The sequence below is a fragment of the Streptomyces sp. NPDC056161 genome, from assembly GCF_042268025.1.
Classification (GTDB): domain Bacteria; phylum Actinomycetota; class Actinomycetes; order Streptomycetales; family Streptomycetaceae; genus Streptomyces.
This window is the reverse complement of the sequence record NZ_JBHJUV010000076.1, coordinates 1-16,276: the sequence shown is the minus strand read 5'-3', so window position 1 is coordinate 16,276 and position 16,276 is coordinate 1. Positions and strand designations below refer to the sequence as shown.

Below are 16,276 nucleotides of genomic sequence, written 5' to 3'. Positions count from 1 at the left end.
GCTCACAACTCCAGTGCGTCCAGGACCGTCCGGGTGACTTCTTCAGGTGTGCGACCGTCCGTCGCCACCACCGCGACGGCAACCTCCTCGTACAGGTGCCGCCGCGCCTCCATCAACTCCCGCCACTGCCGACGCGGATTGACCGCGAGCAGCGGCCGGGCCACGTTCAGACCCGTACGCCGCACCGCCTCCTCCACGTCCATCGACAGATAGACCACGCGGTGCCCCGACAACAGTGCCCGGGTCTCCGCGTCAAGGACCGCGCCACCACCCAACGCGAGTACGCCCCCGTGCCCGGCGAGCGCGGTGCGTACCGCACGCTTCTCCATCGCCCGGAAAGCGGCCTCGCCCTCGTCGACGAAGATCTCCGCGATACTCCGCCGCTCCCCCGCCACGATGTCCTCGTCCGTGTCCCGATAAGCAACCCCCAGCCGTTCGGCCAGCAGCCCCCCGACCGTGGACTTGCCCACACCCATCGGACCCACCAGAACAATCACCGGCACGACACTCACCGGATCACCAGAGCATCGAGGTACGACCGCACATTACGGCGGGTCTCGGACACACTGTCCCCACCGAACTTCTCCGCGACCGCGTCCGCCAGCACCAACGCCACCATCGCCTCCGCGACGATCCCGGCCGCCGGCACCGCACACACATCAGAACGCTGATGATGCGCCCGCGCCACCTCACCCGTCACCACATCGACCGTACGCAACGCCCGCGGCACCGTCGCGATCGGCTTCATCGCCGCCCGGACCCGCAGCAGCTCACCCGTCGACAACCCACCCTCCGTACCACCCGAACGACCCGACGCCCGCCGGATCCCCTCCCCCGTCGCCACGATCTCGTCATGCGCCTGCGAACCCGGCACCCGCGCCAGACCGAACCCGTCACCGAGCTCCACACCCTTGATCGCCTGGATCCCCATCAACGCCGCAGCCAGCCGAGCGTCCAGCTTCCGGTCCCAGTGCACATGCGACCCCAGCCCCACCGGCACCCCGTACGCCAGCACCTCCACCACACCACCCAGCGTGTCCCCGTCCCTGTGCGCCCGGTCGATCTCCGCAACCATCGCCTTCGACGCATCCGCGTCCACACAGCGCACCGGATCAGCGTCCAGCCGCTCCACATCGGCCGGCGTGGGGTAGACACCGTACGGCGCCTTCGCCGACGCCAGCTCCACCACATGCGAAACGACCTCGATGCCGGCGGTCTCCTTCAGGTACGACCGGGCCACCGCACCCAGCGCCACCCGCGCCGCCGTCTCCCGCGCCGACGCCCGCTCCAGCACCGGACGCGCCTCACCGAAACCGTACTTCTGCATCCCCGCCAGATCCGCATGACCCGGCCGCGGCCGCGTCAACGGCTCATTACGCGCCAACCCCGCCAACACCTCAGGATCGACAGGATCAGCCGACATCACCTGCTCCCACTTCGGCCACTCCGTGTTCCCCACCATCACCGCGACCGGCGAACCCAACGTCAGCCCGTGCCGCACCCCACCCAGAAACGTCACCTCGTCCCGCTCGAACTTCATCCGCGCACCCCGGCCGTACCCCAGCCGCCGCCGCGCCAGATGATCCGCCACCATCCCCGTGGTGACCGGCACACCAGCGGGAAGCCCCTCCAGCGTCGCGACGAGTGCGGGACCATGGGACTCCCCCGCGGTAAGCCAACGCAGCCTGCTCAACGGTGCTCCTCTGCCGGTCCGACGGGGTTCAGCGGGCGCCGGTGGCCGGGAAACAGCCGTCGCAGCTCCTCGTGGAAGCCCGGGAAGGTCTTCGCGACACAGGCCGGGTCGTCCAGCGAGATCGTCCCCGGCACCGCGAGCCCGAGGACCGAGAACGACATGGCGATCCGGTGGTCGCGCCGGCAGACGACATGGGCACGGCGCGGCACCCCGGGACGCACGGTGATCCAGTCCGGCCCCTCGGCGGTCTCGATGCCGCACGCGCGCAGGTTCTCGGCGACGGCGGCGACCCGGTCGGACTCCTTCAGCCGCGCGTGCGCGACACCGCGGACGGTGACCGGCGCGTCGGCCAACGGCGCGATGGCGGCGAGGGTCATGAAGGTGTCGGAGATGTCACCCATGTCCAGGGTGAAGCCGCCGCGCAGCCGGCCCGTGCCGGTGACCGTGGTGGCGTCCTCGGACACCTCCACCCGGGCGCCGAGCAGGCGCAGCGCCTCCACGAACCGCAGATCGCCCTGGACACTGCCGGCGCCGAGGCCGGGCACGGTCACCGTACGGCCCGTGACGGCGGCCGCGGCGAAGAAGTACGAGGCGGTCGAGGCGTCCGGTTCGATCGCGAGGTCCACGGCCGTGTACCCGCCCGGATGCACCACCATCGTGCCGTCCGGGCCGTCGGTGACCCGGGCCCCGAACCGCGCCATGAGGGCGCGGGTCATGTCGGCGTAGGGACGGCTGACCAGCCGGCGCGGGCGCAGGACCAGCGGTGTCCGCAGGCCCGGGGCCGCCATCAGCAGGCCGCTGAGGTACTGGCTGCTCAGGGAGCTGTCCACGGCGATCTCGCCGCCGTCGAGTCCGCGGGCGTCCACCTCCAGTGGCAGGGCGCCGTCCGCTGGGGTGCGCACGGTGGCGCCGAGGCGGGTGAGGGCGTCCAGCAGGGGGCGCAGCGGGCGGGCGCGCAACTGGTCCGTGCCGTCGAACACGAAGGTGCCCCGGCCCGTGGCGACGAAGGGCGGCAGGAAACGGGCGGCCGTGCCCGCGTCGGCACACCAGATCCGCGTGGGCGCGGCGGCCTGGTCGGGGGCACCGGCCAGGCCGTCGACCTCCCAGCACTCGTCGCGCGGAGTGCTGCGCACCGGGACGCCGAGGTCGGTCAGGGCGGTGCGGAACGCGAGGGTGTCGTCGCTGACCAGCGGGGCGTGCAGCCGCGTCGTGCCGGATGCGGCGGCGGCCAGCAGCAGGGCCCGGTTGGTGATGCTTTTCGAGCCGGGGACGCGGGCGGTGAGGACGGCGCTCCCCGGTGCGGGCGATGCGGTGACGGTGGCCGGGGCTGTGGCGGTGACGGTGGCTGTGGCTGTGGCTGTGGCTGAAGCGGACGATGCGGTGGCGGTGGCCGGTGCGGGCAGGTCGGTGCTCATCGGGGTCCTTCGGCAGGCGGGGTGCGGGAAGCGGTGGAGCGGCCGGGCGGGGCGCGCTCGGCCGCCCCCGCCCGGCCGGGTCTCAGGTCGTCCGCGCGGACAGCACCTCGGTCGACAGGGCCGCGACGAGGCGTACGCCGCCCTCGGTGAGCAGTGATTCGGCGTGGAACTGCATCGAGGCGAAGTGCGGGCCCCGCAGTGCGTGCACCTCGCCGGTGCCGGGGTCCCGGCTCACCCGTACCCGGCCGACGCCGTCGCACCGTGCCTCGTCCTCGGCGCTGTGGGCGGCGAACGTGTTGTAGAAGCCGACGCGTTCCCGGCTCCCGAAGAAGTCGATCTCCCGCTGCACGCCCTGGTTGGGGACCTCCCGGCGGACGAGCGGGAAGCCCAGCCGGGTGCTGAGCACCTGGTGGCTGAGGCAGACGGCGAGGAACGGGCGGCGTTCGCGCAGCAGGGTGTCGACGGTGCCGCGCAGGTGCGCGATCTTCGGGTCGTCGGTCTGCCGGGGGTCGCCGGGGCCGGGGCCCATGATGACGAGGTCGTGCCCGTCGACGTCGTACGGCTCGTCGAAGCGGCGGACCGTCACCGTGAGTCCCAGCGAGCGCAGTTGGTGGTCGAGCATCCAGGTGAAGGTGTCCTCGGCGTCCACCACCAGGGTGCTGCGGCCGCTGAGGTCCGGTACGGCGCGCCGGCGGGCGGTGTCCTTGGCCAGCCAGAAACCGGCGAGCGTGGCGTTGCGCCGCTCCAGGACCGACCGGACCTCCGGGTGGGCCGCGAACCGGACCGGCACGGCCGGGTCCGGGGTCCGGACGTGCGTGGCCCGCGGGTCCTGGTCGGGTTCGCCGCCCGCGGCCGGGGGGTGCGGGCCGGCGGGCCCCGCGTCCGCCCGGAGCGCGGCGAGCAGGCCGGCCGCCTTCGCCCGGGTCTCGGCGACCTCCGAGGCGGCGTCGGAGTGGCGTACGAGGGTGGCGCCGACGCCGATCCGCACCCGGCCCGCCGCGTCGATGTCGGCGGTGCGGATGACGATGGACGAGTCGAGCGCGGGTGCGCCGTTGGTGTCCCGGCCGATGAGGGCCAGCACGCCGCTGTAGTAGCCGCGGCCGTGCGGCTCGTACCGGCTGATGACCCGGCAGGCGCTCTCCAGCGGGCTGCCGGTGACGGTCGGGGCGAACATCCCCTCGCGCAGGATCAGGCGCGGGTCGAGTTCGCTGTGGCCCTCGATGAAGTACTCGGTGTGCGCGAGCCGCGCCATCTCCTTGAGCTGCGGGCCCGCCACGCGTCCGCCGGACCGGCAGATCCTGGCCATCATCTTCAGCTCTTCGTCGACGACCATGTACAGCTCGTCGGCCTCCTTGCGGTCGGCCAGGAAGTCCAGGACGCCGGAGAGGGTCGGACCGGTGGCCGGATAGCGGTAGGTGCCGCTGATGGGGTTCATGACGGCGGTGCCGCCGGTGAGGCTGATGTGCCGTTCGGGGGTGGCGCCCACGAAGGTGCGTTCCCCGGTGTGGACGACGAAGGTCCAGTAGGCGCCCGACTCGCCGAGCAGCAGCCGCCGGAAGAACGACAGCGCGCTGTGGTGGGTGTAGTCGGTGATGTCCGCGACGAAGGAGCGCTTGATGACGAAGTTGGCGCCCTCCCCCTCGCCGATCTCGTCGGCGATGACCTTTCGGACGATCCCGGCGTAGACGTCGTCGGTGATGTCGAAGTGTTCGCCGGTCAGCGCGATCGGCGTGGTCGGCAGCCGGTGCAGGGCCTCGGCGACCGGCAGCCGCCCCTGGCCGGTCACGGTCATCGCGAGGAGCGGTGCGCGGTCGTCCACGCAGGCGAAGCCGCGTTCGGCGATCTGCCGGTACGGGATGAGCGCCAGGACCTCGTGGTGTGCGGTGCCGGGCAGGGGCAGGTGTGCCGGATCGGGGAGGTCCGCGAGGGTGGCGGGGGCCGAGATGTCGCCGACGAGCACGTCCAGCGTGGCCGGGCCGGTGGCCTCCGGCCGGTGCAGCAGGGCGTAGGCGGGGGGCCGGGGGGCCAGGATCCGGTCGAGCAGTACGGCCGCCGGGACACCGGGCCGGGCTGCCGTCCCCTCCGCCGTCACGCGGTCACCTCGGGGGCGTCGGCGAGGCGGACCGCGGTGGCCGCCTCCAGGGCGGCGACGACGGTGTCGGTGGTGGTGACCACGGCGCAGCGCTGGGCCGCGTACTCGACGGCGAGGCGGTGGCGGTCGGCGGAGAAGTCGCCGACGGCGTCGGCCACCAGGAACGGCTGGATGTCATGGGTGAACGCGTCGACGGCGGTCATCAGTACGCCGACGTGGGCGTACACACCACACAGGAGGAGCTGGTCGCGGCCGTGCCCGCGCAGCCAGCCCAGCAGTCCGGAACGGAAGAAGGCGCTGTAGCGCCACTTGGTGAACACCGCGTCCCGCGGGGCGGGGGTGAGCGGTTCGACCACCTCGCGGTCTACGGGGTCGACACGCATGCCCGGCCCCCAGAAGTCCTTCAGCAGGCCGCGTTCCGATTCCGTCATGCCGCCGGGCTGGGCCGTGTAGCCGACCGGTATGCCCAGCTCGGCCGCCAGGCCGCGCAACCGGGCGGCGTTGTGCACGAGCGGGCCGCGGACGGAGTCCGGGAACGGTCGCAGGAAGTAGTGCTGCATGTCGTGGACGAGCAGGGCCGCCCGGTCGGGGTCCACGGTCCAGCGCGCGGTGTTGGGCGGCAGGTCCTGGGCCCGCGGCAGCGGGTAGGGCTCGATGGGGGGTATGCCCGCCATGTCATTCCTTTCCTGGGGTGCCTGATCGGTGCCGGAGGTGTGCGCCGCGGTCAGGCGGCGACCGCGGGCGCCGCCTGACGGCTCACCCACCAGGCGCCGACCGCGGCCAGGGCCTGGGCGGGGTTGAGGCGCGGGTCGCAGAAGCTGGTGTAGTCGGAGCCGACGGTGTCGAGGGCGGACTCGTCGGTGACGCACTCGCTGACGTCGTCGGGGGTGGTCTCCAGGTGCAGGCCGCCGGGTACGCCGCCCGCGGTCACGACCGCGGTCTGGAACCGTTCGATCTCCTGCGTGACCGTGCGTACGAGGCGGGTCTTCAGCCCGCCGGGAGCGGTGACGGTGTTGCCGTGCATGGGGTCGCTCAGCCAGATCACCGGGTGCCCGGCGGTGCGTACGGCCTCGACGAGCCCGGGTAGCCGCGCGGCCACCGCGTCGGCGCCCATCCGGGCGATCAGGGTGAGCCGGCCGGGGGTGTGCGCGGGGTCCAGGCGCTCGCACAGGGCGAGGAGTTCGTCGGCCGTCATCGTGGGGCCGACCTTGCAGGCGACGGGGTTGGCCACCTGGGCGAGCAGGCTCACGTGGGCGCCGTCGACCTGCCGGGTCCGCTCGCCGATCCAGGGCCAGTGGGTGGAGGTGAGCAGCGGCCGGCCGTTCGTGTCCCGGCGGACCAGGGGGATTTCGTAGTCCAGCAGCAGGGCCTCGTGGCTGGTCCAGACGGGGGCGCCGATCGGGGCGGTGCCCCGCGGGCCGTGCCGGTCGAGGTGCCCCATGACGGCGGCGGCCGCCCGGTAGCCGGTCAGGATGCGGTCCGGGTCGGGGACGCGCAGGACCGGATCGGGCAGCGGGCTGTTGACCATGTGGCCGCGGTAGGAGGGGAGTTCGATGCCGCCGACGGTCTCGAAGGACTGCGAACGGGGTTTGGCGTACTGGCCGGCGATCCGGCCGACGCGCACCACCGGTCTGCCGCTCTCCATCTCCAGGGCGCCGGCGAGCATGTTGAGCAGTCCCGCCTTGCGTGCGACGTGGTCGGCGGTGCTCTCCGCGGTGTCCTCGGCGCAGTCGCCCGCCTGCATCACCTGGGCCTCACCGGCCGCGACCCGGGCGAGCAGGCCGTGCAGGGTGTCGACGTCCTCGGCGGCCACCAGCGGGGGAAGTCCCGCCAGTTCCTCGCGGACCTGTCTGAGGCGGGTGGTGTCCGCCCATGGCGGCTGCTGGAGAGCCGTCTCGTAGCTGATGTCGAGCAGCAGGTCGTCCACTGTTTCTCCGATCATGGGTGGCCGCTTGGAAAAACTTTTCCGCCACTTTCCGTTCATACGGCATCAATGGCGGCTGGCAGGGAAATGAAAGAAGAACAAGTAATCGGCCACGGTGCCGGACTCGAACCCCCCCGTCCTAGGCCGACGTGCCTCGTCGGCACCACCGAGCATGTACAGCACGGAATGGGCTGCCAATGATTTCCGCTGTGATGTGTCAGGTGCCCGGAAGTCCGTCAAGTCCCGTGTTTCGTACGGGCGTCGGATGCCCTGTTCGCCGCGGCCGTTGCGTTTGCCGTGGGCGGTGACCCGCGGAAATCAAAGAAGGCAGGCGGTACGCGGACCGCCTGCCTTCATGATGTGTACGCGAATGAAAATCCGGAGAAAGGGCCGGAGACTGGGAAACGGGGGAATGTCAGCGGGGCCGGCCGGCGAGCGCGACGACGGTGTGCGCGGCCGAGGCGAGGGTGACGTGCCGGTGCCATCCGCCGAAGGACCGTCCGGTGAAGTCACGGATGCCCACGCCGTCGGAGATCTCCGTGACGTCCTGGTCGACCTTCTCGGTGAGTTTGCTCAGGCGTACCAGCACACCTGGTTGCGCCTGGGTCATGTTGGTCAGCCACAGCCAGGTCCGGCCGCGCCGGCGCTTGTCCTGTACGCCGAGCAGGACCAGGTCGCCGCAGCCGGTCTGCGCCGGGGCCGAGACGGGCAGGGCGACCCGTACCGTGGCGGCCAGGTGGGTGTGGCGTGCGAGGTCGAGGCGGGAGTCGGACCAGCTGGCGGGGCGCCGCAGGTCCCGGGCGAGGTCCATGATCTGAGCCGCCGGCAGCACCCTGCCGCCGCTCGCGGGCAGCAGCGGATCGGTCACGGTCAGGCACAGATCGCGGGCGGCGCGCACCAGGAGGGGTACGCCGGAGGCGGCGAACTCCTGGAAGATCGTGGCCGTATGGCCTTCGCAGGTGTCGACGACCAGGGGCCGCGTCGGCAGCCCCCAGCCCAGCACGGTCTCGGCACAGGCCCCGACCAGGCACTCGGTCAGGGTCTCGGGTCTCATGCCGTCGGGTATCGCGACCTGGGTGCGCCGATGGCTGTCCTTGAGCCAGGTCTTCGGCAGGTGCAGGCGCCAGTTGAGCGGTGCGGTCAGTTCGTCCGAGGCGGCCCATACGCCGATCGCCCGCTGGGCGTTGAGCACTTGTCCGAGATCCGGGAAGAAATGCCGGTCCACGCCCACGGAATGACGTCCGGACTTCGGGATGATCATGGGTTGGGCCACCCATGCCTGAGGCTGTGCCATGGCCAGTAAATGGCCGGCCAGTGCCTGCCGCATGGGCACCCAGTCCCAGGTGGAGGAGGAAATGAAATGGTGCAGGTTCTGTTCCGAGACGTGGTCTTCGAACAGTGCCGCGATGGCGCGTATGGATTTCCGTCCCTCGGCCTCCAGAAGGCCACGTAAATAGTAGATGCCCTTCCGGTACTGGTCACTTCGGGGCAGTGAGGCGAAAAGCCTGGAGCAGAGTTCGGCGAAGGTCACGTCGTGTGCGTGTGCGGGAGGTACGGGGATCGTTCCATGCCCCGTGGTCGCGGGAAGCAGGTCTACGTAGGTCACGGGTCTCCTTGTTGCCGCCTGGCTGCGAAGGGTGGGCAGGCTTCGGCGTGCCGCCGGCGGCCGGGACCGGTTCGCCCCGGCCGCCTCGGACGGACGTGACTCGGAAGGACTCGGGAACCGGCTCCGCGGGCTGGCCCGGCGGGCGGCGTTCGCGGGCGGCACCCGATCCACACGTGCGACGACATCGTTGCCGCGCCGGCAGGTCCCCCCGTACCCGACACGCCTGCCGACGGCCGCGACGCGGCCCCGGCGTCGCATGCGTGACCTGCGACACCATCCCCTCCTCCAGGAACTGCCGTGACGTCACCCCCATGACGGCCCTCCAGACTGTAACGACCACAGAAGGTGACGGCCACCATACGGAACGAGAGTGTCAAGTCGGGGTCAAGCGCACCCGTTTCCGGGCCTGGATCAAGCCACCGGCGTGGCGGGCGGCCTGACGTGACGGCAGCGGCCGGTCCGGCCGCCCAGGGCCTGGCGAACGCCGCGGGATCGCCAGGCCGCCGGACCGGCCCCGCGGGCTACTCGGCCGCCGCCTGCCGCGGCACCCAGCGCACCGCCAGACAGCCGAGCCCCAGCGACAGGGCGCTCGCCACCGCGATCGCCACGTGCATGCCGGAGACGAACGCGTCCTTGGCCTCCCGGGCCGCGGCCGCGGTGATGCCCGGCGCTTCCAGGGTCTCGCCCAGGGTGCCGGCGAGGTCCGGCCCGAGGAGCCGGAAGCAGACGGCCGCCAGCGAGCCGAGCAGCGAGATGCCGAGGGCGTTGCCGAGTTCGTTGCTCATCTCGGCGATGGATGCCGCCGATCCGGCCCGCTCGGCGGGCACGGCCGCGACGGCGGTCTCCGCGACGAGACTGAAGGACAGGCCGTAGCCGATGCCCGCGATCATCGTGGAGGCGATGAACGCCGTCACCCCGCCGCCGACCCCGGCGAACAGCATCAGCAACAGGCCGATGCCCATGGCGAAGTGCGAGGTGATGAGGGCCGCGCGCTTGCCGACGCGGTCGACGATCGCGCTGGTGCCGACGCAGGTCACGGTGAGGACGACCGCGCCGGGCACGGCCAGCAGGGCCGAGGAGAGCACGCTGTGGCCGAGAACCGACTGGAGGTAGACGCCGCTGAGGTAGCCGGCCGCGGCCCAGGCGACCAGCGAGAGCAGGCCGGTGAGGATCGCGACGGTGAAGACCCGGTCGCGGAACAGCCTCAGGTCGAGCAGGGGGTACTCCAGGGTGAACTGCCTGCGCACGAACAGCACCACGATCACCAGGCCGACGGCGCCGATGAGCAGTTGGGACGTGGAGAAGCCCGACGCGGCGGCCGACTTGACGGAGTACACGGTCAGCAGGATGCCGACGGCGGACAGCAGCACGCTCAGCGCGTCCACCCGCCCCGGGCTCGCCTCGCGCACCTCCTTCAGCAGCACGGGCGCGAAGGCGAGGAACAGGACGACGACCGGGATGTTGATCAGGAAGACGGATCCCCAGGCGAAGCGGTTGAGCAGCAGACCACCGACGATGGGCCCGACCGCGAACCCGGCGGCGAAGGTCGCCGCGAAGATGCCGATGGCCTGGGCGCGCTGCTTCGGGTTGCGGAAGATGTTGCTGATGATCGCCAGGCCCGAGGGCAGCAGCGTCGCGCCGCCGAGCCCCATGAGGGCCCGGCAGACGATGAGCACCTCGGGGTTCGGGGAGAACGCCGCGCCGACCGAACCGGCTCCGAAGACGACCGCCCCCGCGAGCAGGAACTTGAGCCGGCCGTAGCGGTCACCGAGGTTGCCGAACGCGATGAGCAGCGACGAGACCACGAAGCCGTAGATGTCGAGGATCCACAGGGCCTGGTCGGTGGTGGGGGTGATCGCGGAGGTGATGCTCGGCATCGCGAGGTAGAGCACGGAGCCGTCCATCGCGACGAGGGCAACCGGACCGAGCACGATCAGGAGGCCCAGCCAGGCACGCCGGTCGGCACGCTCCGCGACTAAATCCAGGGAAGTCACGGGCAACCTTTCAAGGGAAGGTGCGAAGTTGTTCACGCAAAGTCGGACACGTTCGTCGGCACAACATGCATACGGTGTACGCGAATATCAGGCGTACGACGTACGCGAAACGCCTTGCGTACGCCGTACGCGTTGGTGTGCGTACGGCGTACCCATGCCGCTGGTTAGACTACAGCATGACCATCAAGACGCAAGGCGGGCAGGCGAGTTCACTCGGGCTCACCCGACGCGCCATCATCAGCGCCGCGATCCGCATCGCCGACGCGGAGGGCATCGCCGCACTCTCCATGCGGCGCCTGGCCCACGACCTCGACTCCGGGGTCATGTCCCTGTACCGGCACATCGCGAACAAGGACGAACTGCTCACGGCGATCACCCGCTCGGTCTGTGAGGAGCACCCCTATCCGTCCCCACCACCACCGCACTGGCGCGACGCCGTACGGCTCGCGGTCGAACTCGACCGGGAGGTGTACCGCAAGCATCCCTGGACCCTCGTCACCCAGGCGTCCGCCCGCCACTTCTCCGACACCACGTGCCTCGACTGGATGACGGACGCGCTCGCCGACCTGACCGACGACCCCGAGCTGGCCCGCACGCTCACCCTCACCGTCTGGTCGTACGTGCAGGGCGCCTCCATCCAGCGCGTGGCGCAGCAACTCCTGCCCGGCGACGACGAACCCGGCCAGTCACCGATCAGACCCACCGAGGACGACTTCGCGGTGGGCTTGGAGGTTCTGCTCGACGGCTTCGCACAGCAGGCCGCGGACGCCTAGCCCGGCACCGGCGGAGTCCGGGGCCGGGGCGTTCGGCGAAGTCCGGGGCCGGGGCGTTCGGCGAAGCCCGGGGCCGGGGGTTTCAACGGGTCGCTGCGGAGAGTGTCCGCCCGGAAATCCCGTCGTTGTCCCGGTATGGCACTTCCTCAGGAATTCCTGGTCCGGCACAACGGCGAGACACCCACCGCACAAACCCTGGTTCCGCTCGCCTTCATGGGGTACGCCCACTTCACGGCGATGCAGGTGCGCGGGGGCCGGGTCCGCGGCTTTGACCTGCACCTGGCGCGGCTGCGGCACGGCTCGCTGGAGCTTTTCGGCCGCGCCACGCCCGACGACCGGGTACGGTCCCAACTGCGGGACGCGCTGCGGGACGCACCTGCCGACCTCTCCCTGACGGTCACGCTCCACAACCCGGCCGGCGAGTTCACCCCCACCGACCCCGGCACCTTCCCCGACGTGCTGATCCGCACCGCGCCACCCGCGGACGGCCCCAAGGGGCCGCTGGCGCTCTCGGCGGTGCGCCACGAACGGTTCCTGCCGTCGGTGAAACACGTCGGCGAACCGGCCAAGACGTTCTTCCTGCGTCAGGCGGTCGCCCAGGGCTTCGACGACGCCGCCTTCCTCGACCACCGGGGCCGGCTCAGCGAGGCGTCCATCTGGAACCTCGCGTTCTGGGACGGTTCCGGTGTGGTCTGGCCGTCCGCCGAGATGCTGCACGGAGTCACCATGGGCATCGTCCGCAGGCAGTTGGAGCGCCTGGACGTCCCGCAGCGCGAGGCGGACATCACCCTCGCCGACCTGCCCTCGCTGGCCGGCGGCGCCGTGCTGAACTCCTGGACCCCGGGCGTCGCGGTGCACCGGATCGGCCAGGTGCCGCTGCCTCAGGCCCCCGCCCTCCTCGACCTCCTGCACCGCGCCTACGAGGCCGAACCCCTCAGCACCGTGTGAGCACCGCGCAGGACGACCACCGCGAACCGCCGTACGGACACCGGGCATGAGCACCGCCGTACGAACGGCACATGACCCGAGCACCGCCGGGTGAGCGACGCCCTACGAACACCGTACGGAACGGCATCGGGCCCCGCACCGGAATACCCGCGCGGGGCCCTTCTTCTCTTCCGGGATTCCGAGGCCGGGAATAGCGCGCCGCCGCACCCGACCTGACGGATCCGTGGTCTTTTTCTCCGCGCGCCCGATCCGGTCTGCTTAGCATCTGGGCGAGGATCCCTGACCGGCGCTTTTTTCTCGCGGATCCCCGAGGACGAACCGCTCTGCCGATGCGCATCTTTCCTTTCCCCCCACGACACTGATCCGCCAACTATGCGACGCGGAGACAACATTGCGACTTGCGCAAGTAATGGAAGACGTCTTTGAGCGCCATGCGGACCGGCCCGCCGTCGCTGAACGCGCGAAGGAGTTCGTGCGGGACGCCCGGACCGGACGGGTGTCGGTGCGCCTGCTGCCACGCTACGAAACGACCAGTTACCGGGAACTGTGGGACCGCATCCGCGCGGTCGCGAGCGAATGGCACCGCCATCCCGAGCGGCCGCTCAGCGCGGGCGACCGGGTGGCCCTGCTCGGCTTCACCAGCCGGGACTACGCGACCCTGGACCTGGCCTGTATCCATCTCGGCGCGGTCAGCGTGCCGTTGCAGACCAGCGCCCCGGTCGAGCAGTTGGCGTCCATCGTGGCGGAGACGGAGCCGTTCCTTCTCGCCGCGAGCGTCGAGCGGCTGGACACGGCGGCCGAACTGGCCCGGCGTACGACGTCGGTGAAGCGCCTGGTCGTCTTCGACCACCACCCGGGCGCCGAGGACCAGGCGGACCGGATCGCCGCCGCCGCCGAACTCCTCGCCGAGGCGGGCCGGGACGTGGACGTCGTCGCCCTGTCGGACGTCCTGGCCCGCGGCGCGGGACTGCCCCACGCACCGCTGTACGCGCCCGGCGACGACGAGGACCCCCTCGCGATGCTCATCTACACCTCGGGGAGCACCGGCACCCCGAAGGGCGCCATGTACACCGAGCGGCTGGCCAGGGCGATGTGGGGCGGTGCCTGGTCGAAACTGTTCGCCGGCACCGAGGTCGTCACCGTCAACTACATGCCCATGAGCCATGTCGCCGGCCACTCCTCGCTGAAGAACGCGCTGGTGCGCGGCGGTGTCACCTGCTTCACCGCCACCAGCGACCTGTCGACGTTCTTCGAGGACATCGCGCTCATACGCCCCACGGAGCTGTCCCTCGTGCCTCGGGTGTGCGAGATGCTCCACCAGCGCTACCGGAGCGAGCTGAACCGGCGCACGGACGCGGGCGCCGCCCCCGAGACGGCCGCGGCCGAGGCGCGCGCCCACCTGCGCGACGACGTCCTCGGCGGACGCGTCACCTGGGCCAGCAACAGTTCCGCGCCGCTGTCCGCCGAGCTGACCGAGTTCATCGAGGCCCTGCTCGGCGTACCGCTGCACATCGTCTACGGGTCCACGGAGGCGGCGGGCATCTCCGTCGACGGCGAACTGCTGCGCCCGCCGGTGACCGACTACAAGCTGGCCGACGTGCCCGAACTGGGCTACTTCCGCACCGACACCCCGCACCCGCGCGGTGAGCTGCTGCTCAGGACCGACGCGATCATCCCCGGCTACTACCGCCGGCCCGAACTCACGGCGGACCTGTTCGACGCGGACGGCTACTACCGGACCGGGGACATCGTGGCGGAGACGGCGCCGGACCGGATCGCCGTCGTGGACCGCCGCAAGAGCGTCCTCAAGCTGTCCCAGGGCGAGTTCGTGGCGACCTCCCGGCTGGAGGCGTTCTTCGCTGCCGCGCCACTGGTGCGGCAGATCTTCGTCCACGGCAACAGCGAGCGCTCGTACCTGCTCGCCGTCGTCGTGCCCACCCCGGACGCCCTGGCCCGGTACGGGGACGAGGACGGGCGTCTCGAACAGCTGCTCAGCGAATCGTTTCAGCAGATCGCGCGGGACCGGGGCCTCAACTCGTACGAGATTCCCCGCGGCCTGCTCCTGGAGACCGAACCGTTCAGCCAGGCCAACGGGCTGCTCTCGGACCACCGCAAACTGCTGTGGCCCAAGCTCGTGGAGCGGTACGGCGAGCGGCTGGAGCAGCTGTACGCCGACCTCGCCGAGCGGGAGCGCCAGGAACTGCACGACCTGCGGCGTACGGGCGCCGGCCGGCCGGTCCTTGAGACGGTCCAGCGGGCGGCACGGGCGCTGCTCGCCGGCGGCACGGCTGAGGTGAGCCCCGCCGCGCACTTCCGGGACCTCGGCGGCGACTCGCTCTCGGCGGTGTCGCTGTCCGACCTGTTGCACGACACCTTCGGCATCCGGGTGCCCGTCGACGCCATCATCAGCCCGGCGCACGACCTGCGGCAGCTCGCCGCGTACGTCGAGGCCAAGCGGGCGACCGCCACGACCCGGCCCGCGTTCGCGTCGGTGCACGGCGCGGACGTCACCGAGGTGTACGCCAAGGACCTCGCCCTGGACCGGTTCCTCGACACCCGCACCCTGGACGGCGCCCGGTCGCTGCCGCGTCCCGCGGGTGAGCCGCGCCATGTCCTGCTGACGGGTGCGAGCGGATACCTGGGCCGGTTCCTCGCCCTGGAGTGGCTGGAGCGGCTCGCACCCGCGGGCGGGACGCTGACCGTCGTGGTCCGCGGCAAGGACGCGACGGCCGCCCGGCAGCGCCTGACCGACGCCTTCGGCACCGCCGACGCCCGGTTGACCGGGCACTTCGCGGAGTTGGCCACCGGGCACCTGGAGGTCCTTGCGGGTGACATCGCCGAGCCCGGACTCGGTCTGGACGAGGCGACCTGGGACCGGCTGGCCGAGCAGGTGGACCTGATCGTCCACGCGGGTGCGCTGGTGAACCACGTCCTGCCCTACAACCACCTCTTCGACGCGAACGTGGTCGGCACCGCCGAACTGATCCGGCTGTCCCTGACCGGCCGGCTCAAGCCGTTCACGTACATCTCCAGCGTGGCCGTGTCCGCGTCCCGGGCGGACGGGCCGCTCGACGAGGACTCCGACGTCCGCGCCGCGCTGCCCGCCCAGCCGGTCGACGACGGCTACGCCAGCGGCTACGCGACGAGCAAGTGGGCCGGTGAGGTGCTGCTGCGCGAGGCGCACGACCTGTGCGGACTGCCGGTGACGGTGTTCCGCTCCAACATGATCCTGGCGCACAGCCGGTACGCCGGGCAGCTCAACGTGCCCGACATGTTCAGCCGGCTGCTGTTCAGCGTCCTCGCCACGGGCCTGGCCCCGCGGTCCTTCTACCGGACCGTGGACGGCGAACGGCCGCGGGCCCACTACGACGGCCTGCCCGTCGACTTCACCGCCGCCGCGGTCGTCGCGCTGGGTCCGGCCGCCGCCGGGTACCGCACCTTCAGCCTCGTGAACCCGCACGACGACGGCGTCTCGCTGGACACGTTCGTGGACTGGCTGGCCGAGGACGGCCACCGCGTCGAACGCATCGACGACCACCGCGACTGGCTGATCCGCCTGGAGGCCGCCCTCCGGGCGCTGCCGGAGGCACAGCGGCAGCACTCGGTGCTGCCCCTGCTGCTCGGCTTCCAGGAGCCGGAGCCGCCGGCGGACGGCTCGGTCGTTCCGTCGGCCCGCTTCCGGGCGGCCGTCCAGGAGACCGGTATCGGCGCCCTGCGCGACATCCCGCACCTGTCCGCGTCCCTCGTCCGCAAGTACGCCGCGGACCTGCGACGCCTGCTGACCGACTGACCGGGCGCCCCCCGCCCTGGGCCCTCGCCGGCCGCGTACAC

Annotated in this window: 11 protein-coding genes; 3 read left to right on the top strand and 8 right to left on the bottom strand. The window is 71.5% G+C overall.

Annotated elements, in window-relative coordinates:
• Positions 1 to 2 precede the first annotated feature (2 nt).
• The 8 genes from ACFC09_RS41150 to ACFC09_RS41115 form a co-directional block, all read right to left on the bottom strand.
• Entirely contained in the window at positions 3 to 512 is a 510-nt protein-coding gene (locus ACFC09_RS41150; protein WP_376537421.1) for a shikimate kinase, read from the bottom strand.
• The gene (gene aroC / locus ACFC09_RS41145) at positions 509 to 1,693 is read right to left on the bottom strand and encodes a chorismate synthase (RefSeq protein WP_376537419.1); all 1,185 of its coding nucleotides are present in this window, start codon (positions 1,691 to 1,693) and stop codon (positions 509 to 511) included. Before aroC ends, ACFC09_RS41150 begins: the two co-directional genes overlap by 4 nt.
• Positions 1,690 to 3,108, bottom strand: a complete 1,419-nt coding sequence (gene aroA, locus ACFC09_RS41140; protein WP_376537417.1) for a 3-phosphoshikimate 1-carboxyvinyltransferase — start codon at positions 3,106 to 3,108, stop codon at positions 1,690 to 1,692. Before aroA ends, aroC begins: the two co-directional genes overlap by 4 nt.
• Before the next feature lie 82 nt (positions 3,109 to 3,190).
• Complete coding sequence (locus ACFC09_RS41135) at positions 3,191 to 5,200, bottom strand: anthranilate synthase family protein (protein WP_376537415.1); 2,010 nt, start codon at positions 5,198 to 5,200, stop codon at positions 3,191 to 3,193.
• Positions 5,197 to 5,874: an isochorismatase family protein gene (locus ACFC09_RS41130; protein WP_376537413.1), complete on the bottom strand. Its 678-nt coding sequence runs from the start codon at positions 5,872 to 5,874 to the stop codon at positions 5,197 to 5,199. Before ACFC09_RS41130 ends, ACFC09_RS41135 begins: the two co-directional genes overlap by 4 nt.
• A gap of 50 nt (positions 5,875 to 5,924) precedes the next feature.
• On the bottom strand, positions 5,925 to 7,127 hold the full coding sequence (locus tag ACFC09_RS41125) for a 3-deoxy-7-phosphoheptulonate synthase (protein ID WP_376537467.1): 1,203 nt from the start codon (positions 7,125 to 7,127) through the stop codon (positions 5,925 to 5,927).
• A 412-nt stretch (positions 7,128 to 7,539) separates the two neighbouring features.
• Positions 7,540 to 8,730 carry an IS701 family transposase gene (locus ACFC09_RS41120; protein WP_376537411.1) on the bottom strand — a complete coding sequence of 397 codons (1,191 nt, stop codon included), beginning with the start codon at positions 8,728 to 8,730 and terminating at the stop codon, positions 7,540 to 7,542.
• 521 nt (positions 8,731 to 9,251) lie between these two features.
• Positions 9,252 to 10,634, bottom strand: a complete 1,383-nt coding sequence (locus ACFC09_RS41115) for an MFS transporter (RefSeq protein ID WP_376537465.1) — start codon at positions 10,632 to 10,634, stop codon at positions 9,252 to 9,254.
• Between the two features lie 266 nt (positions 10,635 to 10,900).
• On the opposite strand from ACFC09_RS41115, the gene ACFC09_RS41110 reads away from it, so the two are divergent.
• The 3 genes from ACFC09_RS41110 (at position 10,901) to car (ending at position 16,235) form a co-directional block, all read left to right on the top strand.
• A complete protein-coding gene (locus tag ACFC09_RS41110; RefSeq protein ID WP_376537409.1) occupies positions 10,901 to 11,497 on the top strand; it encodes a TetR/AcrR family transcriptional regulator in 597 nt (198 codons plus the stop codon).
• A 135-nt stretch (positions 11,498 to 11,632) separates the two neighbouring features.
• Positions 11,633 to 12,445, top strand: a complete 813-nt coding sequence (locus ACFC09_RS41105) for an aminotransferase class IV family protein (protein ID WP_376537407.1) — start codon at positions 11,633 to 11,635, stop codon at positions 12,443 to 12,445.
• A gap of 358 nt (positions 12,446 to 12,803) precedes the next feature.
• A complete protein-coding gene (car, locus tag ACFC09_RS41100; protein ID WP_376537463.1) occupies positions 12,804 to 16,235 on the top strand; it encodes a carboxylic acid reductase in 3,432 nt (1,143 codons plus the stop codon).
• The last annotated feature ends 41 nt before the right edge of the window (positions 16,236 to 16,276 follow it).

Bases quoted from the DNA above. Each gene is read 5' to 3' on its own strand.
- aroA (WP_376537417.1), bottom strand. From the start codon at position 3,108: ATGAGCACCGACCTGCCCGCACCGGCCACCGCCACCGCATCGTCCGCT.
- ACFC09_RS41130 (WP_376537413.1), bottom strand. From the start codon at position 5,874: ATGGCGGGCATACCCCCCATCGAGCCCTACCCGCTGCCGCGGGCCCAG.
- ACFC09_RS41115 (WP_376537465.1), bottom strand. From the start codon at position 10,634: ATGGACGGCTCCGTGCTCTACCTCGCGATGCCGAGCATCACCTCCGCG.
- ACFC09_RS41110 (WP_376537409.1), top strand. From the start codon at position 10,901: ATGACCATCAAGACGCAAGGCGGGCAGGCGAGTTCACTCGGGCTCACC.
- ACFC09_RS41105 (WP_376537407.1), top strand. From the start codon at position 11,633: ATGGCACTTCCTCAGGAATTCCTGGTCCGGCACAACGGCGAGACACCC.